Origin of the sequence: Variovorax sp. UC74_104 (assembly GCF_044055375.1) — a bacterium.
GTDB lineage: Bacteria > Pseudomonadota > Gammaproteobacteria > Burkholderiales > Burkholderiaceae_C > Variovorax.
This window is the reverse complement of the sequence record NZ_CP171978.1, coordinates 3,649,129-3,673,353: the sequence shown is the minus strand read 5'-3', so window position 1 is coordinate 3,673,353 and position 24,225 is coordinate 3,649,129. Positions and strand designations below refer to the sequence as shown.

24 protein-coding genes are annotated in these 24,225 nt (G+C 67.9%); 15 read left to right on the top strand and 9 right to left on the bottom strand.

The window, feature by feature from the left end:
- Window positions 1-79: 79 nt before the first annotated feature.
- Both ssuE and ACHMXA_RS17245 read right to left on the bottom strand, forming a co-directional pair.
- Window positions 80-664: an NADPH-dependent FMN reductase gene (ssuE, locus tag ACHMXA_RS17250; protein ID WP_176663857.1), complete on the bottom strand. Its 585-nt coding sequence runs from the start codon at window positions 662-664 to the stop codon at window positions 80-82.
- Between the two features lie 129 nt (window positions 665-793).
- On the bottom strand, window positions 794-1,825 hold the full coding sequence (locus ACHMXA_RS17245) for a sulfate ABC transporter substrate-binding protein (protein WP_395315934.1): 1,032 nt from the start codon (window positions 1,823-1,825) through the stop codon (window positions 794-796).
- Between the two features lie 164 nt (window positions 1,826-1,989).
- On the opposite strand from ACHMXA_RS17245, the gene ACHMXA_RS17240 reads away from it, so the two are divergent.
- Both ACHMXA_RS17240 and mnmC read left to right on the top strand, forming a co-directional pair.
- A complete protein-coding gene (locus tag ACHMXA_RS17240; protein ID WP_176663855.1) occupies window positions 1,990-2,265 on the top strand; it encodes an oxidative damage protection protein in 276 nt (91 codons plus the stop codon).
- 135 nt (window positions 2,266-2,400) lie between these two features.
- Window positions 2,401-4,242, top strand: coding sequence for an FAD-dependent 5-carboxymethylaminomethyl-2-thiouridine(34) oxidoreductase MnmC (gene mnmC / locus ACHMXA_RS17235; RefSeq protein WP_395315933.1), 1,842 nt, complete (start codon window positions 2,401-2,403; stop codon window positions 4,240-4,242).
- Here the strand turns inward: mnmC and ACHMXA_RS17230 are convergent, their stop codons facing one another.
- On the bottom strand, window positions 4,243-5,046 hold the full coding sequence (locus tag ACHMXA_RS17230) for a sulfite exporter TauE/SafE family protein (RefSeq protein ID WP_395315932.1): 804 nt from the start codon (window positions 5,044-5,046) through the stop codon (window positions 4,243-4,245). It abuts the gene before it with no gap.
- Window positions 5,047-5,053: 7 nt separating this feature from the next.
- Window positions 5,054-5,389, bottom strand: coding sequence for an antibiotic biosynthesis monooxygenase (locus tag ACHMXA_RS17225; protein WP_395315931.1), 336 nt, complete (start codon window positions 5,387-5,389; stop codon window positions 5,054-5,056).
- A 124-nt stretch (window positions 5,390-5,513) separates the two neighbouring features.
- On the opposite strand from ACHMXA_RS17225, the gene ACHMXA_RS17220 reads away from it, so the two are divergent.
- Window positions 5,514-6,422: a transglutaminase N-terminal domain-containing protein gene (locus tag ACHMXA_RS17220; RefSeq protein WP_395315930.1), complete on the top strand. Its 909-nt coding sequence runs from the start codon at window positions 5,514-5,516 to the stop codon at window positions 6,420-6,422.
- An 18-nt stretch (window positions 6,423-6,440) separates the two neighbouring features.
- Here ACHMXA_RS17220 and ACHMXA_RS17215 read toward each other — a convergent pair whose 3' ends face one another.
- From ACHMXA_RS17215 to ACHMXA_RS17205, 3 genes are all read right to left on the bottom strand, one after another.
- Window positions 6,441-7,373 carry a crotonase/enoyl-CoA hydratase family protein gene (locus ACHMXA_RS17215; RefSeq protein WP_176663850.1) on the bottom strand — a complete coding sequence of 311 codons (933 nt, stop codon included), beginning with the start codon at window positions 7,371-7,373 and terminating at the stop codon, window positions 6,441-6,443.
- 85 nt (window positions 7,374-7,458) lie between these two features.
- Window positions 7,459-8,946 (bottom strand): ATP-binding protein, encoded by a 1,488-nt coding sequence (locus tag ACHMXA_RS17210; RefSeq protein ID WP_395315929.1) that lies wholly within the window; start codon window positions 8,944-8,946, stop codon window positions 7,459-7,461.
- Window positions 8,946-9,671 carry a response regulator transcription factor gene (locus ACHMXA_RS17205; RefSeq protein WP_176663848.1) on the bottom strand — a complete coding sequence of 242 codons (726 nt, stop codon included), beginning with the start codon at window positions 9,669-9,671 and terminating at the stop codon, window positions 8,946-8,948. The genes ACHMXA_RS17210 and ACHMXA_RS17205 overlap by 1 nt, the downstream gene beginning before the upstream one ends.
- 99 nt (window positions 9,672-9,770) lie before the next feature.
- On the opposite strand from ACHMXA_RS17205, the gene ACHMXA_RS17200 reads away from it, so the two are divergent.
- The 4 genes from ACHMXA_RS17200 to msrA all read left to right on the top strand — a co-directional run bounded on the left by ACHMXA_RS17200 (window position 9,771) and on the right by msrA (window position 12,370).
- Window positions 9,771-10,415, top strand: a complete 645-nt coding sequence (locus tag ACHMXA_RS17200; RefSeq protein WP_395315928.1) for a cytochrome b/b6 domain-containing protein — start codon at window positions 9,771-9,773, stop codon at window positions 10,413-10,415.
- Entirely contained in the window at window positions 10,412-11,203 is a 792-nt protein-coding gene (locus ACHMXA_RS17195; protein ID WP_395315927.1) for a molybdopterin-dependent oxidoreductase, read from the top strand. The genes ACHMXA_RS17200 and ACHMXA_RS17195 overlap by 4 nt, the downstream gene beginning before the upstream one ends.
- A 105-nt stretch (window positions 11,204-11,308) precedes the next feature.
- Complete coding sequence (locus ACHMXA_RS17190) at window positions 11,309-11,560, top strand: pentapeptide MXKDX repeat protein (RefSeq protein WP_019652918.1); 252 nt, start codon at window positions 11,309-11,311, stop codon at window positions 11,558-11,560.
- Between the two features lie 108 nt (window positions 11,561-11,668).
- Entirely contained in the window at window positions 11,669-12,370 is a 702-nt protein-coding gene (gene msrA, locus ACHMXA_RS17185) for a peptide-methionine (S)-S-oxide reductase MsrA (protein ID WP_395315926.1), read from the top strand.
- Window positions 12,371-12,382: 12 nt separating this feature from the next.
- Here the strand turns inward: msrA and ACHMXA_RS17180 are convergent, their stop codons facing one another.
- The gene (locus ACHMXA_RS17180; RefSeq protein WP_395315925.1) at window positions 12,383-13,390 is read right to left on the bottom strand and encodes a class I fructose-bisphosphate aldolase; all 1,008 of its coding nucleotides are present in this window, start codon (window positions 13,388-13,390) and stop codon (window positions 12,383-12,385) included.
- Window positions 13,391-13,641: 251 nt separating this feature from the next.
- Here ACHMXA_RS17180 and ACHMXA_RS17175 point away from each other — a divergent pair, with 251 nt between their 5' ends.
- Both ACHMXA_RS17175 and ACHMXA_RS17170 read left to right on the top strand, forming a co-directional pair.
- Entirely contained in the window at window positions 13,642-14,115 is a 474-nt protein-coding gene (locus ACHMXA_RS17175; protein ID WP_395315924.1) for a DUF2844 domain-containing protein, read from the top strand.
- A 73-nt stretch (window positions 14,116-14,188) separates the two neighbouring features.
- Window positions 14,189-15,502, top strand: coding sequence for a DUF3443 family protein (locus tag ACHMXA_RS17170; RefSeq protein WP_395315923.1), 1,314 nt, complete (start codon window positions 14,189-14,191; stop codon window positions 15,500-15,502).
- Between the two features lie 13 nt (window positions 15,503-15,515).
- Here ACHMXA_RS17170 and ACHMXA_RS17165 read toward each other — a convergent pair whose 3' ends face one another.
- Window positions 15,516-16,688, bottom strand: a complete 1,173-nt coding sequence (locus ACHMXA_RS17165) for an NAD(P)/FAD-dependent oxidoreductase (RefSeq protein WP_395315922.1) — start codon at window positions 16,686-16,688, stop codon at window positions 15,516-15,518.
- A 48-nt stretch (window positions 16,689-16,736) separates the two neighbouring features.
- Between ACHMXA_RS17165 and ACHMXA_RS17160 the strand changes: the two genes are divergently transcribed.
- The 6 genes from ACHMXA_RS17160 to ACHMXA_RS17135 all read left to right on the top strand — a co-directional run bounded on the left by ACHMXA_RS17160 (window position 16,737) and on the right by ACHMXA_RS17135 (window position 24,212).
- The gene (locus ACHMXA_RS17160; RefSeq protein WP_395315921.1) at window positions 16,737-17,630 is read left to right on the top strand and encodes a LysR substrate-binding domain-containing protein; all 894 of its coding nucleotides are present in this window, start codon (window positions 16,737-16,739) and stop codon (window positions 17,628-17,630) included.
- 331 nt (window positions 17,631-17,961) lie between these two features.
- Window positions 17,962-21,240 (top strand): EAL domain-containing protein, encoded by a 3,279-nt coding sequence (locus ACHMXA_RS17155; protein WP_395315920.1) that lies wholly within the window; start codon window positions 17,962-17,964, stop codon window positions 21,238-21,240.
- 72 nt (window positions 21,241-21,312) lie between these two features.
- On the top strand, window positions 21,313-22,140 hold the full coding sequence (locus ACHMXA_RS17150) for a hypothetical protein (RefSeq protein WP_395315919.1): 828 nt from the start codon (window positions 21,313-21,315) through the stop codon (window positions 22,138-22,140).
- 312 nt (window positions 22,141-22,452) lie between these two features.
- A complete protein-coding gene (locus tag ACHMXA_RS17145) occupies window positions 22,453-23,118 on the top strand; it encodes an N-acetylmuramoyl-L-alanine amidase (protein ID WP_395315918.1) in 666 nt (221 codons plus the stop codon).
- Window positions 23,115-23,672, top strand: a complete 558-nt coding sequence (locus tag ACHMXA_RS17140; RefSeq protein WP_395315917.1) for a hypothetical protein — start codon at window positions 23,115-23,117, stop codon at window positions 23,670-23,672. The genes ACHMXA_RS17145 and ACHMXA_RS17140 overlap by 4 nt, the downstream gene beginning before the upstream one ends.
- A gap of 84 nt (window positions 23,673-23,756) precedes the next feature.
- Complete coding sequence (locus ACHMXA_RS17135; protein ID WP_395315916.1) at window positions 23,757-24,212, top strand: GNAT family N-acetyltransferase; 456 nt, start codon at window positions 23,757-23,759, stop codon at window positions 24,210-24,212.
- Window positions 24,213-24,225 lie beyond the last annotated feature (13 nt).

The window sequence follows — 24,225 nt, the reverse complement described above, 5'->3', positions numbered from 1 at the left end:
TCGCCGCAAACATGCAGCTTCAGAAAAAGGGACGGTGACGGGTCTGGCGGGGAGCCGGGCTCGAAGGCGAGCCCGCTCGTCAGACGCTACATCGCACGCGGGAAAATGGCACCGGCTCGAAGCCGTGCGTGGCAGGCAGCTTCAGGCCTTCGGTGGCCAGCACTTCGACGGCCTCGTTGAGTCGCTCGGCCAGGTCGGCGTGCACCTGGTAGGCGTTCTCGGGCGTCAGCGCGATCTGCGATTCGCTGGCGTACACGCCCGGCAGGATGTGGCGCGCCGACAGCGACTGCAGCACGGGCCGCAGCGCATAGTCGAGCGCGAGCATGTGGTGCGGGCTGCCGCCGGTGGCCAGCGGCAGCACCGTCTTGCCCTTGAGCGCGTTCTGCGAGAGCAGATCGAGGAAGACCTTGAGCAGGCCGCTGTAGGCCGCCTTGTAGACCGGCGTGGCCACCACGATCACGCGGGCAGCCGCCACCTGCGCGATCGCCCGTTCGATGGCCGGGTGGTTCCACTCGGCCAGAAGCAGCGCCTGCGCCGGCAGTTCGCGAACGGCGAGCCGCTCGATCCGCGCGTGGCGCTGGGCCAGCCGCTCGCCCACCGCGTCGAGCAAGGCGGTGGAGCGGGACGGGGCCGTGGGGCTGCCGGCAATCAGGAGAACGGACACGGAAAACCTCAGTTCGATGAAAAAGAGCGCGAATTCGCAGGGACCGCCGCGCACGGCCGCCCGAAGCGGCCGGCCCGCCCCCAGCAGGGGGGCGGGCGAAGCGACACGAAGTGCGCGCAGCCTGGGGGGTTACTTCTGTTTAGGAGCGTAGATCTGGTCGAAGGAGCCGCCGTCGGCAAAGTGCTCCTTGTCGGCCTTCGCCCAGCCGCCGAAGGCCTGGTCGATGGTCACCAGCGTGAGCTTGGGGAACTGCTTGTCGTACTTGGCCTTGGCCTTCTCGGAGGTCGGGCGGTAGAAGTTGCGGCCGGCGATGTCCTGGCCTTCGTCGGAGTACAGGTACTTCAGGTACTCCTCGGCCACGGCGCGCGTGCCCTTCTTGTCAACGACCTTGTCGACCACCGCCACGCTGGGCTCGGCCAGGATGGAGATGGAAGGCACCACGATCTCGAACTTCTCGGGGCCGAATTCCTTCAGCGCCAGGAAGGCTTCGTTCTCCCAGGCCAGCAGCACGTCGCCCACGCCGCGCTGCACGAAGGTGATGGTCGCGCCGCGCGCACCGGTGTCGAGCACAGGCACGTTCTTGAACAGGTTGCCGATGTATTCCTTGACCTTCGCGTCGCCGCCGTACTTGCGCTTGGCGAATTCCCACGCGGCCAGGTAGTTCCAGCGGGCGCCGCCCGAGGTCTTGGGGTTGGGCGTGATCACCTGCACGCCGGGCTTGACCAGGTCGTCCCAGTCCTTCAGGCCCTTGGGGTTGCCCTTCTTCACCAGGAACACGATGGTCGAGGTGTAGGGCGCGGAGTTGTGCGGCAGGCGCTTCTGCCAGTCGGCCTTGACCAGGCCGCCGTGCGAGACGAGCGCGTCGACGTCGCCGCCCAGCGCCAGGGTGGCCACGTCGGCGTCGATGCCGTCGATGATCGAGCGGGCCTGCTTGCCCGAGCCGCCGTGCGACTGCTTGATCGTCACGTCCTGCCCGGTCTTGGCCTTCCAGTACTTGGCGAAGGCCTGGTTGTAGTCGACGTAGAGCTCGCGCGTCGGGTCGTAGGAGACGTTCAGCAGCGTCACGGGACCCTGGGCCAACGCCGGCAATGCCGAAAGGGCCATGGCACCGGCCACGCCGGCACCCAGGGAAAGCTTGATAAAGTCGCGGCGAAGGCTCATGGTGTCTTGCTCTGAAAAGGCATATCGATGAAGCTGCGTATTCTCAATACGACATATAGAAACTGGAACGACCAAGTTTTCAGTTCTAAATAGCCAAATCAACTAAGCGCCATCCCCCGCTTTTCCCCGTCTCCCCACTTTTCCGTACAAAAAAGGCAATCGAAATGGCACGCATGGTCCAGTGCATCAAGCTCGGCAAAGAGGCCGAAGGTCTCGACTTCCCGCCCTATCCCGGCGATCTGGGCAAGCGCCTGTGGGAAAACGTCAGCAAGGAAGCCTGGGCCGCCTGGCTCAAGCAGCAGACCATGCTCGTCAACGAAAACCGGCTGAACCTGGCCGATCTGCGCGCCCGCCAGTACCTGGCGCGGCAGATGGAAAAGCACTTCTTCGGCGAAGGCGCCGACGTGGCGCAGGGCTACGTTCCTCCTTCGGCTCCCTGACCCTAGCTGGCGCGATTGCCTCCAGACTCTTCTTCGGGGAACACCGCAGAACCGGCTTTGCCGGGCTGCAGGTGTTGCCCCCTCGAAGGGGGTGGGCGAAGCGACACGAAGTGCGCGAAGCCTGGGGGTGAGCCTGTGACTTGGCGCGCCGACGGCGTTCCCCGGAGCGAGCGCTTCGACGACATCTATCACACCGAAACCGGAGCGCTGGCGCAATCTCGCCATGTGTTCCTGGGCGGCTGTGGCCTGCCAGAAGGCTGGGCCGGACAGCCGCAATGGCGGATTCTCGAAACCGGATTCGGCCTTGGCCTCAATTTCCTGACAACCTGGCAGGCGTGGCGCGCCGACCCGGCGCGGCCGCGCATGCTGCATTTCGTCTCGATCGAGGCGCACCCTGTCTCCGCCAGCGACGTGCTGCGTGGCGCCGAGGCCTATCCCGAGCTGATTTCGCTTGCCCGTGAACTGGCCGCCCAGTGGCACGGCCTTCTTCCGGGCTTCCACCGGCTGGCCTTCGACGAGGGCCGGGTGCTGCTCACGCTGTGCGTGGGCGACGTGCAACCCATGCTGCGCGCCCAGCGCTTCGAGGCCGACAGCATCTTCCTCGACGGCTTCAGCCCGCAGCAGAACCCGGCCATGTGGTCGGCCGACACGCTCAAGGCCGCGTCGCGCTTTGCGCGCCAGGGCACGCGCATCGCCACATGGACCATCGCGCGGGCGATCCGCGACGCGCTGGCCCAACAGGGCTTCGTCGTCGAGAAGCGCCCGGGCCTGCCGCCGAAGCGCGACTGCCTGCGTGGCACTTTTGCCCCCGCCTGGACCGTGCGCCGCCGCGAACCAGCGCCCGAACGCATCGAAACACCCGGCCGCTGCGCGATCGTTGGCGCGGGCCTCGCGGGCGCCGCCGTGGCCGCCAGCCTCGCCCGGCGCGGCTGGCAGGTGACGGTGCTCGATGCGGCCGACTGGCCCGCCTCCGGCGCCTCGGGGCTTCCGGTGGGCATGCTGGCACCGCACGTGTCGCCCGACGACGCCCTGCTCTCCCGGCTCACGCGCGCCGGCATCCGTGCCACCTGCGCCGAACTCGCGCGGCTGCTGGAAGAAGGACGCGACTGGCGCGCCACCGGCGTCCTCGAGCGCCGGCCCGATGGCAATGTCCGCGTGCCCGCCGGCTGGAGCGACCAAGGCCCCAACGAATCTTGGCCCGCCGGTGCCGATCAGCTGGCGGCAGCCGGCCTGCCAGCCGACACCCCCGCAATCTGGCATTCGCGCGCGGCCTGGGTGAAGCCGCAGCGGCTGGTCGCCGCATGGCTGCGCCGGCCGGGTATCGAATTCCGTGGCGGTTGCCGGGTGGCGCGACTGGAGCGGCTGGAGCGGCGCGACGAAGGCAGTTGGCAGTTGCGCGATTCGGCCGGCGAACTGCTTGTCGAGGCAGATCGCGTCGTCGTCTGCGCCGGCTTCGAATCGGGCCACTTCGCGCCCGCGCTCCCTTTGCAGCCCGTGCGCGGACAAGTCGCCTGGGGCCCGATGCCCGAGAACGCCCCCCTGCCCGTCACGCCCATCAACGGCGACGGCCATCTGGTCGCCCACGTGTCCGGCGACCGCGGCGAAGCCCCGATGTGGCTGGCCGGCGCCACCTTCGACCGCGACAGCATCGACCTGGCCCCCACCGAGGCGGACAGCGCCGAGAACCGCGAGCGCCTCGCGCGCCTGCATCCAGACGCCGCCAGGGCGCTGGCCGGTGTGTTCGAGCACGGAGATAGCCACACCTGGGTCGGCATCCGATGCGCATCCGGTGACCGGCGCCCGCTGGTCGGCCCTGTCGGCGCCGAGGCGCCCGGCCTCTGGGCCTGCACCGCGCTGGGCTCGCGCGGCCTGAGCTTCGCGGCCCTGTGCGCCGAGTTGCTGGCCGCGCAATGGCACGCCGAGCCGCTGCCCCTGCCGGCCACGCTGGCCAAGGCACTCGGCACGCAGCGGCTCTGATCAGCCTGCGGCGCCCAAGGCGCGGCAGGCCATCAGCAGCGCCATGCAGATCACCAGCACGAAGAAGTATTTGCGCAGCGCCCGCTCGTCCAGCCGCGTCGCGAGCCGCGCGCCCGCGGCGGTGCCGATCCACAGCCCCAGCACCACGCACCCCAGCAACACCCAGGGCAGCCCGTTCATCACGCTCGCATAGACGAACACCGCCGGCAGCGCGAGCGGCAAGGCATTCACCGCGAGACTCGCGGCCTGCGCGCGATGCTGCGGGTAGCGAAGCGCCACCGTCAGCAGCGCGGTGATGGCCAGCCCGCCGCCGATACCGAGCAGGCCCGACGATGCCCCGGCCACCACACCCACAAACGCCAGCGCCGCGGCCGTACCGCGGGGCTCCTGCGCCAGCTCTGCTCCGTCATCGGCCCTCGCGGGCGACTTCAGCACGACAAGCGTCGCCAGCAACAGCAGATAACCGACGAACATCCAGCGCAGCATCGCGTCGGCCACGTGGCTGGCGCCTCGGGCGCCGAGCCAGGCTCCGGCCAGGAAGCCGAACGAGATCCAGGCCACCGTGCGCCACGACGCACCATGTCCCGACACCCGGTAGCGCAGAAAGCCCGCGAAACCGGTCGGCACCAGTTGCGCCGCGAGCGAGACGGCCTGCGCCTCATGCTGCCCCAGCCCGGGCATCAGCGCCAGCGCGGGCACCAGTGCGCCGCCGGGGCTCACGCCGAGCAGGCCGCCCACGGCGCCCGAGAAGACGCCGATAGCCAGCCCGCCGAGCACCTGGACGAGGCTGAAGGCTTCGGGCATCGGTTGCCTAGCCGGCGTCCTGCCCGGAAGGCGCAAGCATGTGGTCGATGCGGCTGTCGCCGTAGGTGCGCAGCACTTCGGATATCACCACCCTGTAGCCGTCGAGCCAGTTCGACTGCGCTGCCTTGGCCTGCTGGTGCACGGGGTGCCGGATCAGCGCCTGCAGGCTGTCGAGCGAGTCCCAGTAGTAGACGTTCGACACCAGGCCGTTGCCGGGGTTTTCCCATGTTTCCTCGCCCAGGTAGCCGGGCAGCGATTTCGCGGCGGCGGCGATGGTCTGGTCGAGGCGGTGGAACTCGTCGTCGAACTGCCCGGGGGCGAAGATGAAGGTCGCTGAGTACATGGCGGGTGAGGATCTCCTGATGACGAAGGGTCCGGGCGGGCGCCGATTCTGCGGCATGCGCACGCGCCGCCCTACCTTTTCTCCGCCTTTCTTTTTGCCGCGCGAAGGCACGAGAATGCGGCGCATGGCCATCCAGTACGACATCAGGCACACCACCGTCTACCGCTACAACCAGCCGGTCAGCTTCGGGCTGCACCGGGTCATGTTCCGCCCGCGCGACAGCCACGACCTGCGCGTGCTCGCCACCGACCTGCAGGTGAGCCCGGAGGCGAACACGCGGCTGATCCAGGATCCTTATTCCAACTCCGTCGCGCTGGTGCAGCCGCTGGGCGAAGCCACCGAGCTGCGCATCGTGTGCTCCTTCACCATCGAGCACGTGCCGCCCTCGCAGCGTGATTTGTTCACGCTCGACCCGTCCGCCGAGTTCCTGCCCTTCGCCTACTCGGTGCAGGAACGCCTCGACCTGGAACACTACCTGCGCCCGCACCACAACGACGACGAGCAGGGCACGCTGATCCGCTGGGCCCACCAGTTCCTGCAGACCGACAAGCCCAACAGCACGCGCGAGGTGCTCACCCGCATGAACGCGCACATCGGTCAGAGCTTCGAGTACAAGGCCCGCGACGAGGAAGGCACGCAGACGCCGCTCGAAACGCTTGCGCTGGGCAGCGGCAGCTGCCGCGACTACGCGCTGCTGATGATGGAAGCCACGCGCCGCCTGGGCATCGCGACGCGCTTCGTCTCGGGCTATCTCTATGACGCGGCGCTCGACGCCGCCGCGCAGGCCCAGGGCGAGCCGGGTTCGATGACCGGCGCCGGCACCACGCACGCCTGGCTGCAGGCCTACCTGCCGGGCGTGGGCTGGCTCGCCTTCGACCCCACCAACAACCTGATGGGCAGCGGCCAGCTGATCCGCGTGGGCGTGGCGCGCGACCCTTCGCTGGCAGCGCCCATTTCGGGCAGCTGGTTCGGCGACCCCGAGGCCTACGAGGGCCTGGAAGCCACGGTGCTCGTCACGCGCCGCGAGGGCTGAGCGCCGCAGCCGCGGTGCTCAACCGCGCGCAGCCAGCTTCGCTTCAAGCTCGGCGATGCGCGCCCTCGCCTCGTCACCCTCCGGAATCGGCCGGCCGCTGTCGCGCCACTGCACCGCGCTCTTGAAACCCTCGGCCTCGGCCTGCCGCCTGAACCACATGCCTTCAGGGTTGTGGCGCGTGATGCCGTCGAACACGGTGGCGAACATCTGGCTCTGCTCCAGCCCCATCGAATGCCAGACCTGGTTGACGACCAGCTTGTGCATCATGAGATGCGAGCTCGGCACGCCGGCGATGCGCAGCGCGAGCTTCGTCGTGGCCTCGTCGAGCTGGTCGGCCGGCACCGAGAAATTCGCAAGGCCCCATTCGGCTGCCTGCGTGCCGGGAATGGTGTCGCCGGTGAACATGAGCTGCTTGGCGCGCATGGCGCCGAGGCGGTAAGTCCACATCGCGGTGGTCGGGCAGCCCCACACGCGCGTGGGCATGTAGCCGATGCGGGCATCGTCGGCCATGGTCAGCAGGTCGCAGCACAGCGCGATGTCGCTGCCGCCGGCCACCGCGTAGCCGTGCACCTTGGCGATGGTCGGCTTGCGGCTGCGCCACAGGGCCATGAAGTCGTCGGTGTTGCGCTTCATGGCGGCGTAGTCGAGCATCGGGTCCCAGGGGGTCTTCTCCTGGCGGCAGGGATGGTCGCCCTGCTCTTCGTCGCCCTGGCGGCCATGGCCTTCGGCGTAGTCGCCGAGGTCGTAGCCGGCGCAGAAGGCACGGCCCGCGCCTTCGACAACGATCACGTGCACCTCGTCGTCGGCCTCGGCCCATTCGACCGCGCGGCGTATCTCGGCGGGCGTGGTCTCGCCGATGGCGTTGAGCTTGTCGGGCCGGTTGAGCACCAGGCGCGCGATGCGCGGGTGCTGCGGGTCCTTGTCGATAAGCACGGTGTCGAAGGCTGGCATGGCGGGCTGTCTCCTTGTACTGAGGGTCGGTCGCGCCGCTTTTTTAGCATCGACCGCCTTGGGCGCCCAGCCCCGGGAAGAGCCTTCAGCCCGCCGCCGCCCCGCCCAGCTGGAAGCGGAACACCGCGCCCCTGTCCGCCTGCTGCACCAGCCTGATGTCGCTGTCGTGCAGCTGCAGGATGCGCTTGACGATCACGAGCCCCAGCCCGCCGCTGCTCGCGCTGTCGGTGCGCGAGCCGCTCATGAACACCGGGCGCATGAACAGCGCCTTCTGCAGTTCGCCGGGAATGCCGGGTCCGGTGTCGCTCACCTGCACCGCCACGCCGCCGTTCTCGGCGCGCAGCTGCACCACGATCTCGCCGCCCTCCGGCGTGTGGCGGATCGCGTTGTCCAGCAGGTTGGTCAGCACGCGCTCGATCATGCCGAGGTCGGCCAACACCACCGGCAGGCCCGGCGCGATGTCGGGCTTCAGGCGCTGGCGCCTCGCCTCCGCGGCCAGCTCGAACTTCTGGAACACGTCCTGAACGAGGTCGGCGAGCGCGAAGTTCTCTTTCTCGGGCTTGACCACGCCGTATTCGAGCCGCGCCAGCTCGAACACCTCCTGCGCGAGCCGGCCCACCTTGCGGCTCTGGCCCAGGGCGATCTCGAGGTAGCGCCGCCGCTCCTCGTCGCTGAGCGTGCCGGCCTTCAGCAGCAGCGTTTCCAGGTAGCCGTGCAGCGAGGTGAGCGGCGTGCGCAGGTCGTGCGAGATGTTGGCGAAGAGTTCGCGGCGCTGCTGGTCCTGAAGCGTGAGTTCGCGCCACTGCTCGGCGATGCGCCGCGTCATCTGCGCGAAGGCTTGGCCCAGCTGGGCGATCTCGTCGTTGCCGCGCGAAAGCCGCTCCAGCGTGGGCGCCTCGCCCTCGAGCGAATCGATGCCCTCGGTCTCGAATCTTTTCACCGCCGCGGTCAGTTCGCGCAGCGGCCGGGTGATGAGGCGGAACGCCGCAAGGCCCGCCAGCAGCCCGAGCAGCGCCACCAGCCCCATCGACCACAGCGTGGCGCGCAACACGGTGTCGGTCGCCCCGCTGGCGACCAGCGCGTCATGGTCCTGGCCCTGCAGCACCACGTAGACGTAGCCAACCTCTCGCCCGTCCATGCGCAGCGGCGCGGCGCTGAACACCTTGGACGCGGTGAGGCTGCGTGGATCGTCGCCCGCAATGGGCAGCGGCGCGCCCGAGAGCAGCTTGCGCACCGGCTCCAGCCCGACCCGGTTGCGCCTCAGCTGCCCGGGTGGCGCGGCCTGCGCCTTGATGCTGCCGTCCAGCCCCAGCAGGTAGACCTCCACGCTCGGGTTGACGGCCATGAGCTTGTCGAACAGGTCCTTCACCCCCGCCTGGTTGAGCCCGCCGGACTTCATGAGCTCGGAGTTCTCCGCGATGTGCGCCGCGAGCCCGAGCGACAGCCGCTGGATGACCTCCTGCTCGTGGACGCCGCTGGAACGCATCTGCAGCCACACCGAGGCGCCGCTGCACACCAGCAGCAGCACCGCGAACACGGCGGAGAGCCGCCGCGACAGCGTGGCCCAGGCCATCACGCCATGTCCTCCCCGCTGCCGCCGGCCGACAGCTTGTAGCCGCGCCCCCACACCGTGAGGATGCGCTTCGGCTCCGCCGGATCGGCCTCCACCTTGGTGCGCAGCCGGTTGATGTGCGTGTTGACGGTGTGCTCGTAGCCGTCGTGCTGGTAGCCCCAGACCTGGTTGAGCAGGTCGAGCCGGGAGAACACCTTGCCGGGGTTGCGCGCGAAGAAGTACAGCAGATCGAACTCGCGCGGCGTGAGCTCGACCGGCTTGCCGTCCACGCGCACCTCGCGCGCCAGCGGTTCGATGTCGAGGTTGCCCAGCGTGAGGCTGCCCGAGTCCATGCGTGCGTTGCGCGCCATCGCGTCGGTGCGCCGCAACAGTGCCTTCACGCGCGCCACGAGCTCCAGCACCGAGAAGGGCTTGGCCAGGTAGTCGTCGGCGCCCAGCTCCAGCCCGAGGATGCGGTGCACCTCGCTGGAACGGGCGCTGATGATGATGATCGGCGTGTAGCGAGCCATCGCGCGGGCGCGGCGGCAGATTTCGAGGCCGTCGATGCCGGGCAGCATCAGGTCGAGCACCAGCGCGTCCCAGTTGCCGCGCTCCAGCTCGCGCAGGCCGGCATGGCCGTCGGCGGCATGCTCGATGGCGTAGCCCTCGTCGCGCAGGTGCATGCGCAGAAGTTCGGCAATGTGGGCGTCGTCCTCGACGATCAGCACGCGCTTGGCAGTGTCCATGGTGGCGCCATTGTCCCGCCATCCGGGCGGCGGAGTTATCACGATTAATTGAACTTTGCGTGATGAATCGGCCATGGGGTGCGCCGAACAATCCGTCCCATGAACAGCACGACAGCCATCGCCCCTCCCGCCGCACCGGCCAAGGCCGGTCCGGTGCATCCGCTGTGGATGCGCATCTCGCACTGGCTCAATGCGCTGGCCGTGGTGCTCCTGGTGACCAGCGGCTGGCGCATCTACGACGCGGCGCCCTTCTTCCCTTTCACCATCCCGACCGTGGTCACGCTCGGAGGCTGGCTCGGCGGCGCGCTGCAGTGGCACTTCGCGGCGATGTGGCTGCTGGTGGCCAACGGGCTGTTCTACCTGTTCATGAACATCGCCACCGGCAGGCTGGCCACGAAGTTTTTTCCGCTCACGCCGCGAGGCGTGCTGCAGGACGCGCTGGCCGCGCTCAAGGGCAAGCTCTCGCATGCCGACCCGCGCCACTACAACAGCGTGCAGAAGCTGGCCTACCTGTTCGTGATGCTCGACCTGATCGTGATCGTGCTTTCGGGCCTGGTGCTGTGGAAGTCGGTGCAGTTCCCGGTGCTGCGGGAGCTGATGGGCGGCTACGAGTCGGCGCGGCGCGTCCACTTCTTCGGCATGGCCGCGATCGTCGGCTTCGTCGTCGTGCACCTCGTGATGGTGGCCCTGGTGCCCCGCACGCTCCTCACCATGATCCGCGGCGGCAAGCCGGAAGCCCGATGAAAATCTTCAAAGCCCCCACCCTGAGCGGCATCGACGGCGACGCCGTGCTGCGCGAAGCCCGCACGCTGATCTCGAAGAAGCTCGACGAGCCCTCGCGCCGCGCGTTCCTGCGGCGTTCGCTGACCCTCGGCGGCCTCTCGCTGCTCACCGGCTGCAGCATCAGCGACAACGCGCAAGTGGAAGCCGCGCTCACGAAGATCTCGCGCCTCAACGACAAGGTGCAGGGCCTGATCTTCAGCCCCACGCAGCTCGCCCCCACGTACACCGAGGCCGAGATCACTCGCCCCTTCCCCTTCAACGCCTACTACGGCGAAGACGAGGTGCGGGAGGTCGATGAGGCCAGCTACAAGCTGGAAGTGACCGGCATGGTCGCCGACAGGCACGCCTGGACGCTCGCCGAGCTGCGCGCGATGCCGCAGCAGGAGCAGATCACGCGGCACATCTGCGTGGAGGGCTGGAGCGCCATCGGCAGGTGGGGCGGCGTGCGCTTTGCCGACTTCCTGCGCCACATCGGCGCCGACCTGACGGCGAAGTACGTCGGCTTCAAGTGCGCGGACGACTACTACACCAGCATCGACATGCCCACCGCGCTGCACCCGCAGACGCTCCTGGCGCTGAGCTACGACGGCCAGCCGCTGCCGCCCAAGTACGGCTTTCCGATGAAGCTGCGCATGCCGACCAAGCTTGGCTACAAGAACCCGAAGCACATCAAGGCGATGTTCGTCACCAACACCTATTCCGGTGGCTACTGGGAAGACCAGGGCTACAACTGGTTCGGAGGGAGCTGAGGGGCCGCCAGCCGCTCGACTGCCGAAGAAAGCGAAAGGCGGAGTTCCCACGGGACCGAGCCGACATTGAAAACCCAAACCTCAACTCACTCAGGAAGACTCCAGATGAACAAGCTCACCGCAACCCTGCTCGCCACCTGCATGGCCTTCGCCGGCGCCTCGGCCTTTGCCGCCGACGAAATGGCGAAGGACGGCATGGCCAAGGACTCGATGTCCAAGGACGCAATGAAGAAGGACTCGATGGCCAAGGATTCCATGTCGAAGGACGGCATGAAGAAGGATTCGATGGCGAAGGACTCCATGTCCAAGGACGCGATGAAGAAGGACGCCATGGGCAAGGACGAGATGAAGAAGTAAGCCCCCAAGGCACCTCGCAGGCGCCATTGACGTCCGAAGGATTCGGCGTCAATGTCGCGTCGGCCGATCCGCTGGTCACAGCAACTCCCGCTCCCCAAGGAATTCCCAATGAAATCCCTCGCACTCACCGCAGGCACGCTGGCTGCCGCCGCCCTGGTCTGGCACGCGGTGCCGTCATTCGCCGAAACCGCACGCCGCGTGCCCGCCCCCACCGCCGACCTGGCGGTGCAACCGGGCGCGAAGACCGAAACCGCCGTGTTCGCCGGCGGCTGCTTCTGGGGCGTGCAGGGCGTGTTCCAGCGCGTCAAGGGCGTGAGCAACGCCGTCTCGGGCTATGCCGGCGGCGAGGCGAAGACGGCGCGCTACGACGACGTCGGCTCGGGCCGCACCGGCCATGCCGAATCGGTGCGCATCACCTACGACCCGCAGCAGGTCAGCTACGGCAAGCTGCTGCAGATCTACTTCTCGGTGGCGCACGACCCCACCGAGCTCAACCGCCAGGGCCCTGACACGGGCACGCAATACCGCTCCACCGTGTTCGCCGAGAACGCCGAGCAGGCGCGAATCGCCACTGCCTACATCGCGCAGCTCAACCAGGCGAAGACCTTCGGCAAGCCGCTGGCCACCACGGTCGAACTGTCGAAGCCCTTCTACGCGGCCGAGGACTACCACCAGGACTACCTGACGCTGCACCCGAGCCAGCCCTACATCGCGATCAACGACATGCCGAAGATCGACGACCTGAAGAAGCTCTTCCCCGAAAGCTACAAGGCCACGCCTTCGCTGGTGAAGGCGGCCAAGTCGGGCTGAGCGGGCGCCGGGCTATTCCTTGTATTCGCCGCGTCGCGCGGCCCGGTTGGCGCTGGTGCGCTCCACCAGCGCCTGCTGGGCAGCCGCCACGTTGGCCGCGTCGCCCTTCCACGCATCGAGCGCGGGCTGCTGCACCGCGCGGGAGAACGAGAAGGTCAGCGCCCATGGCAGGCGCGACCTGTAGCGGCGGTTCATTTCATTGAGCCGCGCCGACGCCAGCTGCGCCGGCTGGCCGCCCGAGAGAAAGGCCACGCCGGGCACCACGGCCGGCACGGTACGCAGCAGGCACTGCACGGTCGCCTCGGCCACCGCCTCCACGGAATCCTGCACGGCGGCCTTCAGCCCCGGCAGCACCATGTTGGGCTTTAGCAGCATGCCTTCGAGCAGAACGCCCTGCGCGCGCAGCTCGACGAAGGTGCGGTGAAGCACTTCCTCCGTGACCTCGGCACACCGGGCGAGTGAATGATCGCCGTCCATCAGCACCTCGGGTTCGACGATGGGCACCAGCCCGGCCTCCTGGCACAGCGCGGCATAGCGCGCCAGCGCATGTGCGTTGACGCGGATGCAGGCGCGGCTCGGCAGGCCGTCGCCGATGGCGATCACGCCGCGCCACTTGGCGAAGCGCGCGCCCATCGTGGCGTATTCGGCAAGGCGCTCGCGCAGGCCGTCGAGCCCTTCGGTGACGGTCTCGCCGGGATGGCCGGCCAGCGGCTTGGCGCCCGTGTCGACCTTGATGCCGGGAATGATGCCGGCATCGGCCAGCGCCTTCGCGAAGGGCTGGCCTGCGTTGGTCTTCTGCCGGATCGTCTCGTCGAACAGGATCGCGCCCGAGATGCTGTCGGCCAGCCCCGGCGCCGTGACGATCAGCTCGCGCCAGTCGCGCCTCGCCGCTTCGGTCTGCGGTATGCCGAGCGCGGCGAAGCGCTTGTTGCAGGTGGCATTGCTCTCGTCCATCGCGAGCAGGCCCTTGTCGTCCGCGACGAGCGCGCGGGCGGTGTCGATCAGTGTTCGTTCGGTCATGCGGGGCACCTCTCTGGCGGGCATGGTACGCCCGTGCCGCTCACTCGTTAACACCGCGAACCTGATCGCTGGCCGACTTGGCGGCACAGCCTGTGCGGCCGGCTGGGTCTTTATCGAGCTGCAGCATGCGGGCAGTAACCTCCTCGCGGTCGGGACGGAAAGGAAACTGAATGGAACGTGGGTTACGAGAGCGCCAAGCGCGCGGCGCCGGAAGGCCATCGATACGGGCGGCCCTGGCACTGGCTGCGTCCGTGTTCGCAACGCCCTTCGCGTTCGCCGAACTGGGCGGCGCCCCCACGCTGGCGCCGGGCCAGCGGATCGATGCCGTTTCACGCAAGGCGGCCGCTGCCGAGGCGACCGGCGCCGCAGCCAAGACGGAGCCCACCGCGGGCTGGAGCACGCGGGAAACCACGTCCGACGATGGCCTGGTCCAGCGCGAGTACCTGACGGCCGACGGCACGGTGTTCGCCGTGGCATGGCGCGGCCCGCGCCGGCCGGAGCTCTCGGTGCTGTTGGGCACGCGCTACGCCAGGCAGATGTCCGACAACGCCCGGGCGCAGCGCCAGCTGGGCAGAGGCTCCCACGCCACGACTTCGCAAGTGGACGAGGACTTCGCAGTCCATGCCTCGTCGCACCAGCGGCTGTCGGCAGGCGTCGCCTGGCTGCCGCGGATGCTGCCTGCGGGAGTCGACCCCGACTCGCTGGCCATTGCTCAAGGCTCCTGACCGTTTCAACTCATCTTCGCCCTTCGTGCCCATGGACTCACGACAAGCAGGCAACCGGCGCACGGCCGGTGCCATGAACCTCCTTCGCGCCGTGGCTTGTGCCGCAAGCCTGCTTGGCCTCGCCGCATGCGGTGGTGGCGGCGGCGGAGGTGGCGGTGCCGCACTGCCGATCGGGCTGTTGCCCACCTTGACCCCGGCCGCAGGCAGCGCCGCCCCGGCGCCGGCACCCAGCACGACGCCCGCGTCCTCCACGGCGAGCTCGCAGAACTCGATGCCGCTCACCGTATCCAGCGGCACCGATTCGAGCGGCGTCAACCTGCCGCAGGTGAGCATCAAGCTTTGCGCACCGGGAACCGGCACCTGCCAGACCATCGACAACGTGCTGGTCGACACCGGCTCCACCGGCATCCGCATCGCCGCCGATGCGCTCAGCTCGGCCATGAAAGCCGCCCTGCCCCAGGAAACCGTGAACGGAGCGCCGCTGAACGCCTGCGCCCAGTTCCTCGACGGCTACACGTGGGGAACGATGCGCGTCGCGGACGTCACGCTCGGGCCGAAGTCTGCCGGCGCGCAGCCGCTGCAGATCGTGGGAGATCCGAACTCCGGCAACGTGCCCGCCGCATGCTCGGACAACAACACGCTGCAGCCCGAGAACACGCCAGACAAACTCGGAACGAACGGCATCATCGGCGTCGCCGCGGTTCTTCATGACTGCGGCTCGGCATGCGCGCAGCAGGCCATCCCGGCCACCTACTACACCTGCGCCGCCGGCGCGTCCTGCCAGGGCACGACGGTCCCGCTCGCGATGCAGGCCCAGAACGTGGTCGCCAATTTCTCGCAGGACAACAACGGCGTCGTGCTCGGCCTGCCGGCGATTTCATCGGCGGGCCAGGGCGTGACCGTCGGCACGCTCTATTTCGGCGTGGCGACGCAAGGCAACAATGCCATGACCGGAGCGACGGTGCTGAAGACCGACCCGCGCACGCTGAGCCTCTCCGTCAATTACAAAAACGCCAGCTTTCCCGACAGCTTCCTGGACAGCGGGTCGAACTTCTTCTTCCTCAACGATTCCACGATCGCCCAGTGCGCGAGCAACGGCACGTTCAGGGGCTTCTACTGCCCTGCGAGCACGCTGGCTCTCAGCGCCAGCTTCACCGCTGCAACGGGCCCGGCGCTGAGCCAGAGCTTCGCGGTCGCGAGCGCGCAATCGCTCTTCACCGGCAACCCTGGCGTGGTGGCGGTCGACAACATCGCCGCCGCGAGCTCCGGCAGCACTGCGATCGACTTCGGGCTTCCCTTCTTCTACGGCCGGCTTGTCGCGGTGCTCAATGAAGGCCAATCCGCGCTGGGACAGCAAGGGCCGTTCACTGCGCTCGCAACGCCCTGAAGAAAGTCGCGACCTAGATCACGTTCTTCTCGAGCAGCGGCCTGTTCTCGAGAATCCGCGCGAAGGACACCGGCGACAGGTCGAGGCTGCGGTACTCGCCGAAGCGGATCAGCTCCGCGATGCCCCGCCCCGCCGCCGGGCACTGCTGCAGGCCATGGCCCGAGAAGCCGTTGGCGAAGTAGAGGTTGTCGCAGTCGGGATGCAGGCCGAGGATCGCGTTGTGGTCGAACAGGTTCATCTCGTAGTAGCCGGCCCAGGCGCCCGTCATGCGGATGGCTTCGAAGGCAGGCACGCGCTCGGCCAGCGCGGGCCAGATGAAGCTGTCGAAGGCTTCGTACTCGACTTCGAGCGGCGCGTCGTCGGCATCCTGGTCTTCGGGCGGTGCGAAGCCGCAGATGAACTGGCGGCCTTCCGGGCGCAGCCAGATGCCGGAGGTGTCGATCACCAGCGGGCATCCGGGCAACGTCTCGGGGCATGAGAAGCTGAACACGCTGCGGCGCCGGCCACGCACCGGCAGTTCGATGCCGGCCCACCGCGCCACCGTCGCGGCCCAGGCGCCCGCGGCGTTGACGACGACGTCGGCCTCCAGCGTCTCGCCACCGTCGAGCTCCACGCCGGTCACGGTGCGTCCGTGGCGGCGCAGCCCCGTCGCATGCGCCTGCACGTAGCGCACGCCTTGGGACACCGCTTTCCTGCGGAAGGCCTGCAGCAGGCTGTAACCGTCGTACCAGCCTTCGCCCGAAAGGCCCAGCGAAGCCAGCTCGACGCCTTCCGTCGATATCCACGGAAAGCGCGCCGTCAGCTCGTCGGGCGCCAGCAGCGCCACGTCCACCGCGTGCGCTTTCTGCATCGCGTGGTTCTCGCGCAGCACGTCCACGCCGGCCTGCGAGGCCAGGTACAGGTAGCCCGGCTCGACGAGGCCGATGTCGGGCACCTCGTCGCCCACGCGCAGGGTCTGGCCGAGATTGCGGAAGAAGTCGATGCCGTAGAGCGACATCCGGATGTTGATGGCGGTGGAGAACTGCTGGCGGATCGAACTCGCCGACAGCGCCGACGAGGCCTGTCTGTACGAAAAGTCGCGCTCGATCACCGTGACCTCGAAGCGCTCGCCTTCCGGATCGCGGGTCAGGAAGTAGGCGATGGCGGAGCCGATGGCCCCGCCGCCGACGATCACCACACGGCGCATGACTTGCCTTTCTTTTTTGCTCGACCGCACGCACGCAGAATAGCGCCGATGAGAAAAGACATTCCCAACCTGGGCGCGCTGCAGGCCTTCGAGGCCTCGGCGCGGCTGGGCAGTTTCACCCGTGCGGCGAGCGAACTGGCGCTCACGCAAAGCGCCGTCGGCCGGCAGGTGGCGATGCTCGAGCAGCGGCTGGGCGTGCCGCTGTTCTCAAGGGTGCGGCGCCGGCTCACGCTCACCGACGTTGGCCGCGAATATGCGGCGCGAATCCGCCGCCACCTCGACCAGATCCGCCGCGACACGCTGGAGATCAGTGCCGGCCATGAGATGGGCTTCGTGCTGGAGCTTGCCGTGGTGCCGACCTTCGCCACGCAGTGGCTCATACCGCGGCTGCCGGAATTCAGCCGGCTGCACCCGAACATCACCGTGAACCTTTCGGCGCGCTCGCAGCCTTTTTCATTCCAGGAGAACGCCTACGACGCGGCCATCTACTTCGGCGACCAGTTCTGGCCGAACACGCGCGGCGGACTGATCTTTTCCGAGGGCGAGATGGTGCCCATCTGCAGCCCGGCCTTCCGCGACGCGCACGGCCCCTGGGACGAAGCGGGCTTCGAGCGCTGCCGCCACGTGCACCTGAGCACGCGCGCCCATGCGTGGCGCGACTGGTACGCCCAGCAGGGCTGGGAATACACGGTGCACGCCTCGCGCGGGCCGCGTTACGAACTGTTCACGATGGTGGTGGCGGCCACGGCCGCCGGCATGGGCGTGGGGCTGGCCCCGCGCATCCTGATCGAGCACGAACTGCGCACCGGCGAACTGGTGATCCCGGTCGACCGGCATCTGGACGTGCGCCAGGGCTACTACTTCGCCTACCCCGAAGGCCGGCCGGCCTCGGGAGCGCTGGAGGATTTCAAGCGCTGGGTGCTGGGGCTGACGCCGGAGTAGCGCCCCGCCCCGAACCTGTCTATACCGGACATGCCCCGGGGTCGGAGGGCCGGCCACGCGATGCCCCTTTCCGGGGCATTCGTCCTCTGGACGCAGGGTACCCCGCGTGCGGCTTGATGCTTAACTATTCGAAATAGAAGCCGATTCCCGCCGTCAATCTCTGTCATCCTTGTAACAATTTGCGTGACGGCCTCGCGCCAGCCATATATATTGCGCCAACGAAGCAACTGCTGCGTTCTCTGCCGTGCCGCACCGCAGCACCAGGAGCTACCGGCCCTTGCCCGCGGCGGGATCAAATCCAATGTCATTGTCTGTTTGGGTCAGGATTCGCTTGCCGCTGGCCATTCTCATGGCCGGCGCGGGGCTGTCGATCGCCCTTGCCGTGTCCGCCCACCAGGAGATCGGGCGCAGCGCCCAGGCCCGCTTCGACGCCACCGCCTTCGACTTGGCGCGCAAGGTGGAAGCCCGCTTCGACGACTACATCGCCGTGCTGACCGGCCTGCGCGCGCGCTTCAACACTCCCGGGGGCGTGACGCGCAACGACTTCAGGGACTACGTCGCGGGCCTGAACCTGGAAACCGCCTACCCCGGCTTCCAGGCCGTCAACTACGCGCCCAGCATCGCGGCCAAGGACAGGGCGGCCTTCGAGGAAAAGGTGCGCGGCGATGCCGGCGTGGCCTCGGGCTTCGCCATCAAGCCGCCCGGCAAGCGGGACATCTACTACCCGCTCATCTACATCGAGCCGCAGGCCGGCAACGAGAGGCTGCTCGGCAATGACCTGGGCGCGATGCCCGACCGGGGCGACGCGCTCGAGCAGGGACGCGACACCGGCGGGCTGGTCACCTCCGGCCGCAAGGTCCGCATTCCGGGCCGCGAGTCCGACATCGGGCTGGCGATGCGGCTGCCGGTCTACCAGCCGGGCCAGCCGCTCGACACGCTCGAGCAGCGGCGCAGTGCCTACATGGGTTCGGTCGGCGCGGGCTTCAGCATCGCGGGAATGCTGCGCGACATGGTCAGCCCCGACGCCGCGAAGACGCTGCGCCTCCGCCTGGTCGATGCAGGGCCGGGCAAGGGGGCGATCGGCACGCGCATCGAAACCCGGTTCGTCGCGCCCACCGCGTACAGCGAGCAGCAGCTGTTGTTCGACACCGCCGGCATCGCGAAGCCCCTGGCCGCGCCCGCGCACAGCCTCCAGCGCATGCTGGGCTTCGAGCTGGGCGGCCACTCCTGGCTCGTGGAGGTCAGCCAGGACGAGAGCCAGGTCTTCGGCCCGCTCGACAAGGCCATCCCGTGGTTCATCGTCTTCGGCGGATTCGCCGCCAGCATGCTGCTGGCCGGCATCGTCTTCTCGCTGACCACCTCGCGCAGCCGGGCCCAGGTGCTGGCACTGGAAATGACCAGCCACCTGCGCGCCAGCGAACGCCAGTGGAAGGACGCCCAGCAGATGGCCAGCCTGGGCAGCTGGACCCTCGACCCCGAGACCGGCGCCCTCGAATGCTCGGAGGAAGCCCGGCGCATCCTGGGCTTCGACACCGACCCCGTCCAGCCGGACCTGGCCGCCCTGCTCTCGCGTGTTCCGGCGCCCGAGCGCGCCACGGTGCACCGGCAGATCACGCTGGCCTCGCAGTCCTCGGAGCGCAACGAGTTCGAGCACCGCCTGTGCCTGCACGACGGCACGGAGCGCTGGCTTCACGTCATCGCGCAATCGGTCGAGGAAGACGGCAGGATGGTGGTGCGCGGCACCGTGCGCGACGCCACGCGGCCGCGCAAGGACGCGCTGCGCCAGAAGCTCGAATACAAAATCGCCCGGCTGCTGGCCGGCGACGGCAGGGCCGAGACGGTGATGGGGCTGGCGCTGGAGGCGATATGCACCGACCTGCGCTGGGACTGCGGCGCGCTGTGGAGCGTAGGCGACGACGGCCTGGCCCGCTGCACCGTCGCCTGGCATGCCGACAACGATCCGGCGGTGCGGCAGTTCGTCGAAGCCAGCCAGTCGCTCGCCTACCGGCCCGGCGAAGGCTCGCTGGGCCGCGCCTGGGGAATCGGCAGCGTCGTGCGGATCGACACGCAGACCGCGCCCAGCCATTTCGCCCGCGACACCATGGCCCGCGAAGCCGGCCTGGGCGTGGGCCTGATCGTGCCGATGGTCGCCACCGACGCGACCACGGCGCTGGAGCTTTTCGGCTCCAGCCCCTACGCCGCCGACGCCGAGACGCTGGAGTCGCTGCGCGTGATCGCGCTGCAGATCGCCCAGTACCGGCAGCGCAAGCAGGCCGAGCGCAGCCTTCGCTTCATGGCCAGCCACGACGAGCTGACCGGGCTGCTCAACCGCTCCGCGCTGCAAAGCGAGCTCGACCGCGCCATCAAGCGCAGCAACCGCAGCCAGAAGCAGTTCGCGGTGCTGTTCGTCGACCTGGATCGCTTCAAGCACATCAACGACACGCTGGGCCACGGTGCCGGCGACGAGATGATCAGGATCTGCGGCGAGCGCCTCGCGGCCCTGCTGCGCGATTCCGAAGTCGTGGCGCGTTTCGGCGGCGACGAGTTCGTGCTGCTGCTGGAGAACCTGTGCAGCGCCAACGACGCGGCGGAGTTGGCCGAGAAGGTGCTGGCCACCTGCGCCGAGCCGTTCCTCATCAACACGCGCGAACTGCACGTCAGCGCCAGCGTGGGCGTGAGCATCTATCCGGAGAACGGAGGCGATGCCGAGACGCTGCTGAAGAACGCCGACACCGCCATGTACCAGGCCAAGAAGAAGGGCCGCAACACATACCGCTTCTACGCGGCCAAGATGAACGCGCAGAGCACCGAGCAGCTGATGCTGGAGAGCGCGCTGCGCCATGCGCTGGAGCGCGGCGAGCTGGAAATGCACTACCAGCCGAAGCTGAACCTGCACACCCAGCGCATCGTCGGCGTCGAGGCGCTGATGCGCTGGCACCATCCGGGCCTGGGCATGATCCCGCCGGTCCAGTTCATCCCCATCGCCGAGGAGCTGGGCCTGATCCTTTCCATGGGCAAGTGGGCGCTGGAACAGGCCTGCGCCGATGCGCTCGCGTGGCAGAAGTTCGGCCTGCCGGCGGTGGTGACCAGCGTGAACCTGTCGCCGCGCCAGTTCGAGAGCCGCACGCTCATCGCCGACATCAAGGCCGTGCTGGAGTCGTCGGGCCTCGACCCGTCGCTGCTGGAGCTGGAGATCACGGAAGGCGCGGTGATGGCGAACCCCGAGCATGCGGCGGAGCTGCTGCGCACGATCCGCGACATGGGCGTGGGCCTTGCCATCGACGATTTCGGCACGGGCTATTCCTCGCTCTCCTACCTAAAGCACTTTCCGCTCTCCACGGTCAAGATCGACCGCTCGTTCATCAACGACCTTTCGCAGGACGCAGACGCACGCGCGCTCATCGACGGGATCATCACCCTCTCCCACGGCCTGCGGATGAAGGTCGTGGCCGAGGGCATCGAGACCGCCGCCCAGCTCGAGTACCTGCGCAGCCACGGATGCGACGAGGCCCAGGGCTACTGGCTGTGCAAGCCCGTGCCGGCGGACGAGGCTCGCGATTTCATGGCGCGTCACCTGCGCAACCAGTTTGCTCCATCGGTGGTGGCCTGACGGCCCGACCGTCGGCGCAATCGTCACCGGGCACGCTCGCCCGGACCTACCCACCACCTCACAGGAGCTTTCATGACTCACCCCACCCAGCGCAAGACACTGGAACAGACGATCGCCGCCATCGAGGCGCTCGACCTCACGATGATCAAGTTCAAGGCCTGCCGCAAGGAAGACGGCTACGGCTGGTCGCCCGGCTACGCGAACCAGATGGAGGTGGCCTACAAGCGCTACCTGATGCTGCACGCCAGGCACCCCGAGCTGACGCTCGCCCCCGAACAGGACGTAGACCGCTTCTGGCACATGCACATCCTCGACACCCGCAAGTACGCGGCGGATTGCGAAGCCACCTTCGGCTACTTCCTGCACCACTTCCCGTATCTCGGCCTGCGCGGCGAGGACGACGCCAAGGCGCTGCAGGCGGCGTTCGAGGAAATGCAGCGCCTGTCAGCAGAGGAATTCGGCGAGCCGGCATCCGCGCCCCGCCGCGAAGCGACCGGCGATGCAGCCGCGTGGTGCTCGCTGGAGGCAGCCAAGCCTGCGGCCGCCTGGTGCTCGCTCGAGGCCGGCAAGCCGTCGGCCGCATGGTGCTCGGCGGAAGCGGTCAAACCCACGGCAGCTTGGTGCTCCCTGGAAGCAGCCAAGCCTTCCGCCGCATGGTGCTCGCTGGAAGCAGCCAAGCCTGCGGCGGCATGGTGTTCGCTGGAGGCAGGCAAGCCTTCCGCCGCATGGTGCTCGCTGGAAGCGGCCAAGCCCGCGGCTGCATGGTGCTCGCTGGAGGCAGGCAAGCCCGCGGCAGCCTGGTGCTCGCTGGAAGCCGGCTCCGCCGACGGCACGATGCCTGCGGCGACTGCCCCGTCGAAGGCCAGCGCGCCCGAGCCCGTGGCCTCAAGCCGGGCTTGAACGGATGAAGGACCGGCGAGGGAACGAATCAGCCGGTCCGTCTTGCCCCTTCCCTGCTAGACCGGATTGGGATTTCGCTCGAGAAAGCCCTGCTGGTGCCAATAGGGATAGGCCCGCGTAGTCGCGCTGGCGGCACGGGCGATTCGGCCGCTCCGGACGGCTGGCCACAAGTGGTTGACAAAGCCATCACCCAGTTCACTTTTTAAGCATTTAGCATGCGCCGCGAGGTCGAGGCCGCGTGCTCATTCGATGCGCGAGACCCGGCCTCGCTAGAGAGTCGATAACCAACAAATTCTTCAGGGAGGAAAACCCATGCTTGTCGAAATCGACAACCACGGAATGGTCAGTCACGCGCGCGTCCGGCGTGCGCGCAGTCCGCAGATCGAACGAGGCAAACGCGTCGGCGCCATCACAGGCATCGTCGTGCACCAGACCGACGCCGATACGCTGGATTCATCACTGAACAGCTACAGGAACCCCAAGGCGAATGGAGCGCACTTTCTTATCGACAAGGATGGGACGATCTATCAGACGGCTGCGATTTATCGGAGGACGAATCATGTGGGGCCCTTGAAGGCGCGGTGTCTGATAACAGGCAAGTGCTCTCCGCGCGACTTTCCCGCAAGAGCTGGAGCAACGGCTATTCATCGCATTGAAATGCGCAAGGCGCCCCATGAGCGCTATCCAGGCAATATGGAAGCCATCGGAATCGAGATGGTCGGCAGGGCAAGGTTGCCACCGGGCTTCAAGGACCCTGATGTCCGCGCCAAGCGGTCTCCCGAAAAGCTGCGCGCAGAATTCGGCATCTTTCCCGCGCCGTCCGCAGCGCAGAATCAATCGCTCGCGTGGCTCGTCAGCGTGCTGGAGAGTTCAATGCAGATTGCACCGGGCGAAGTCTTTCCACATTCCGACGTCAGCTGGAAGAATCCGACAGAGGCGCAAGGTGCGAATTGGAATCTGAAGGCGCCAACACCATGAGCAAAGCCAGCATTCTTGTTCTTGGCGTCGCGGCATTTGTGACGGCAGCAACGGCATTTCCGGTTCATGCCGCCGACAGGCGATATCCGCTTGCCGATGTGGTGAAGATCGAAATCACCGAGCCCTCGATACGGTCCGCGTGGGAAAACAAGGACTTCCTCGACTGCGACGACGTTGTCCTGACCGAGGAAGACGTTCGCCATGCGCTGCGGCACATGCGCAAAGTCTCGGAGAAATCCTATTTCAACGAGCAAGCCGAGCGAACAGGATGCCTTGGCGGTGCGCGCGTCACCCTCAAGAACGGCAAAGTGATTGCCATCGGCATCGAGCCGACGGGGCGCATCAACACCTTCGAACTCGACGCGAGGCTCAAGCCCGCTGCTGGCCCGGAAACCTACTATGAGTGCCAGCCCTGCAAGGACCGCAAGATGGCGCTTCTGAAAGACGCACTGGATCGAGCAGACGAGCGACGGCTCAGGAAGCTCGAGGCAGCGGGAAAGATTCCTCCCGGCGAAGCCGAGCACCGGCTGAAAGCACTGCGCGCCAGCCGCTGACCGCGTTCACCCAACCCGCTGCGGCGGGTTTTCTTTCGACCTGCCTCTCGATCCACCGCCCTGTCGGCTCGATACCATCACCCGATGCGAATCTCCCTCGAAAGCCCCGCCCAGCCCGACGTCATCCAGCTCATCGACGACCTCGACGCCTACCAGAAGCCGCTGTATCCGCCCGAGTGCCACTACGGCATCGACATTGCGGCCCTGTCGGCGCCGAACGTGCTGTTCGCGGTGGCACGCGACGGCGAAGGCGCGGCAGTTGGTTGCGGCGCGATCGTGATGGAGCCGGAGTTCGGCGAGCTCAAGCGCATGTACGTGCGGCCCGAGAACCGGGGGCAAGGCGTCGCGGCGAGAGTGCTGGGTTTCCTCGAAGGCGAAGCGAAGGCGCGCGGCTGCGCGATGTTCAGGCTTGAAACGGGCGTGAGCCAGCCGGAAGCGCTGTCGTTCTATGCGCGCGCGGGCTATGCGCGGCGCGGACCGTTCGGAACGTACCCGGACGATCCGCTGAGCGTGTTCATGCAAAAGGAAGTCGCGGGCTGAGAGGCCGCTGCCG

Coding starts and splice junctions, on each gene's coding strand:
- ACHMXA_RS17210 (WP_395315929.1), bottom strand. CDS start 8,946: ATGGCCTGGGCCACGCTGTCGCGGCGGCTCTCCGCCGTGTTCGCGGTG.
- ACHMXA_RS17200 (WP_395315928.1), top strand. CDS start 9,771: ATGAACAGCACGACAGCCATCGCCCCTCCCGCCGCACCGGCCAAGGCC.
- ACHMXA_RS17220 (WP_395315930.1), top strand. CDS start 5,514: ATGGCCATCCAGTACGACATCAGGCACACCACCGTCTACCGCTACAAC.
- ACHMXA_RS17240 (WP_176663855.1), top strand. CDS start 1,990: ATGGCACGCATGGTCCAGTGCATCAAGCTCGGCAAAGAGGCCGAAGGT.
- ACHMXA_RS17245 (WP_395315934.1), bottom strand. CDS start 1,825: ATGAGCCTTCGCCGCGACTTTATCAAGCTTTCCCTGGGTGCCGGCGTG.
- ACHMXA_RS17215 (WP_176663850.1), bottom strand. CDS start 7,373: ATGCCAGCCTTCGACACCGTGCTTATCGACAAGGACCCGCAGCACCCG.
- msrA (WP_395315926.1), top strand. CDS start 11,669: ATGAAATCCCTCGCACTCACCGCAGGCACGCTGGCTGCCGCCGCCCTG.
- ACHMXA_RS17225 (WP_395315931.1), bottom strand. CDS start 5,389: ATGTACTCAGCGACCTTCATCTTCGCCCCCGGGCAGTTCGACGACGAG.
- ACHMXA_RS17190 (WP_019652918.1), top strand. CDS start 11,309: ATGAACAAGCTCACCGCAACCCTGCTCGCCACCTGCATGGCCTTCGCC.
- ACHMXA_RS17165 (WP_395315922.1), bottom strand. CDS start 16,688: ATGCGCCGTGTGGTGATCGTCGGCGGCGGGGCCATCGGCTCCGCCATC.
- ACHMXA_RS17160 (WP_395315921.1), top strand. CDS start 16,737: ATGAGAAAAGACATTCCCAACCTGGGCGCGCTGCAGGCCTTCGAGGCC.
- ACHMXA_RS17230 (WP_395315932.1), bottom strand. CDS start 5,046: ATGCCCGAAGCCTTCAGCCTCGTCCAGGTGCTCGGCGGGCTGGCTATC.
- ACHMXA_RS17205 (WP_176663848.1), bottom strand. CDS start 9,671: ATGGACACTGCCAAGCGCGTGCTGATCGTCGAGGACGACGCCCACATT.
- ACHMXA_RS17180 (WP_395315925.1), bottom strand. CDS start 13,390: ATGACCGAACGAACACTGATCGACACCGCCCGCGCGCTCGTCGCGGAC.
- ACHMXA_RS17170 (WP_395315923.1), top strand. CDS start 14,189: ATGAACCTCCTTCGCGCCGTGGCTTGTGCCGCAAGCCTGCTTGGCCTC.
- ACHMXA_RS17150 (WP_395315919.1), top strand. CDS start 21,313: ATGACTCACCCCACCCAGCGCAAGACACTGGAACAGACGATCGCCGCC.
- ACHMXA_RS17145 (WP_395315918.1), top strand. CDS start 22,453: ATGCTTGTCGAAATCGACAACCACGGAATGGTCAGTCACGCGCGCGTC.
- ACHMXA_RS17195 (WP_395315927.1), top strand. CDS start 10,412: ATGAAAATCTTCAAAGCCCCCACCCTGAGCGGCATCGACGGCGACGCC.
- ACHMXA_RS17140 (WP_395315917.1), top strand. CDS start 23,115: ATGAGCAAAGCCAGCATTCTTGTTCTTGGCGTCGCGGCATTTGTGACG.
- ACHMXA_RS17135 (WP_395315916.1), top strand. CDS start 23,757: ATGCGAATCTCCCTCGAAAGCCCCGCCCAGCCCGACGTCATCCAGCTC.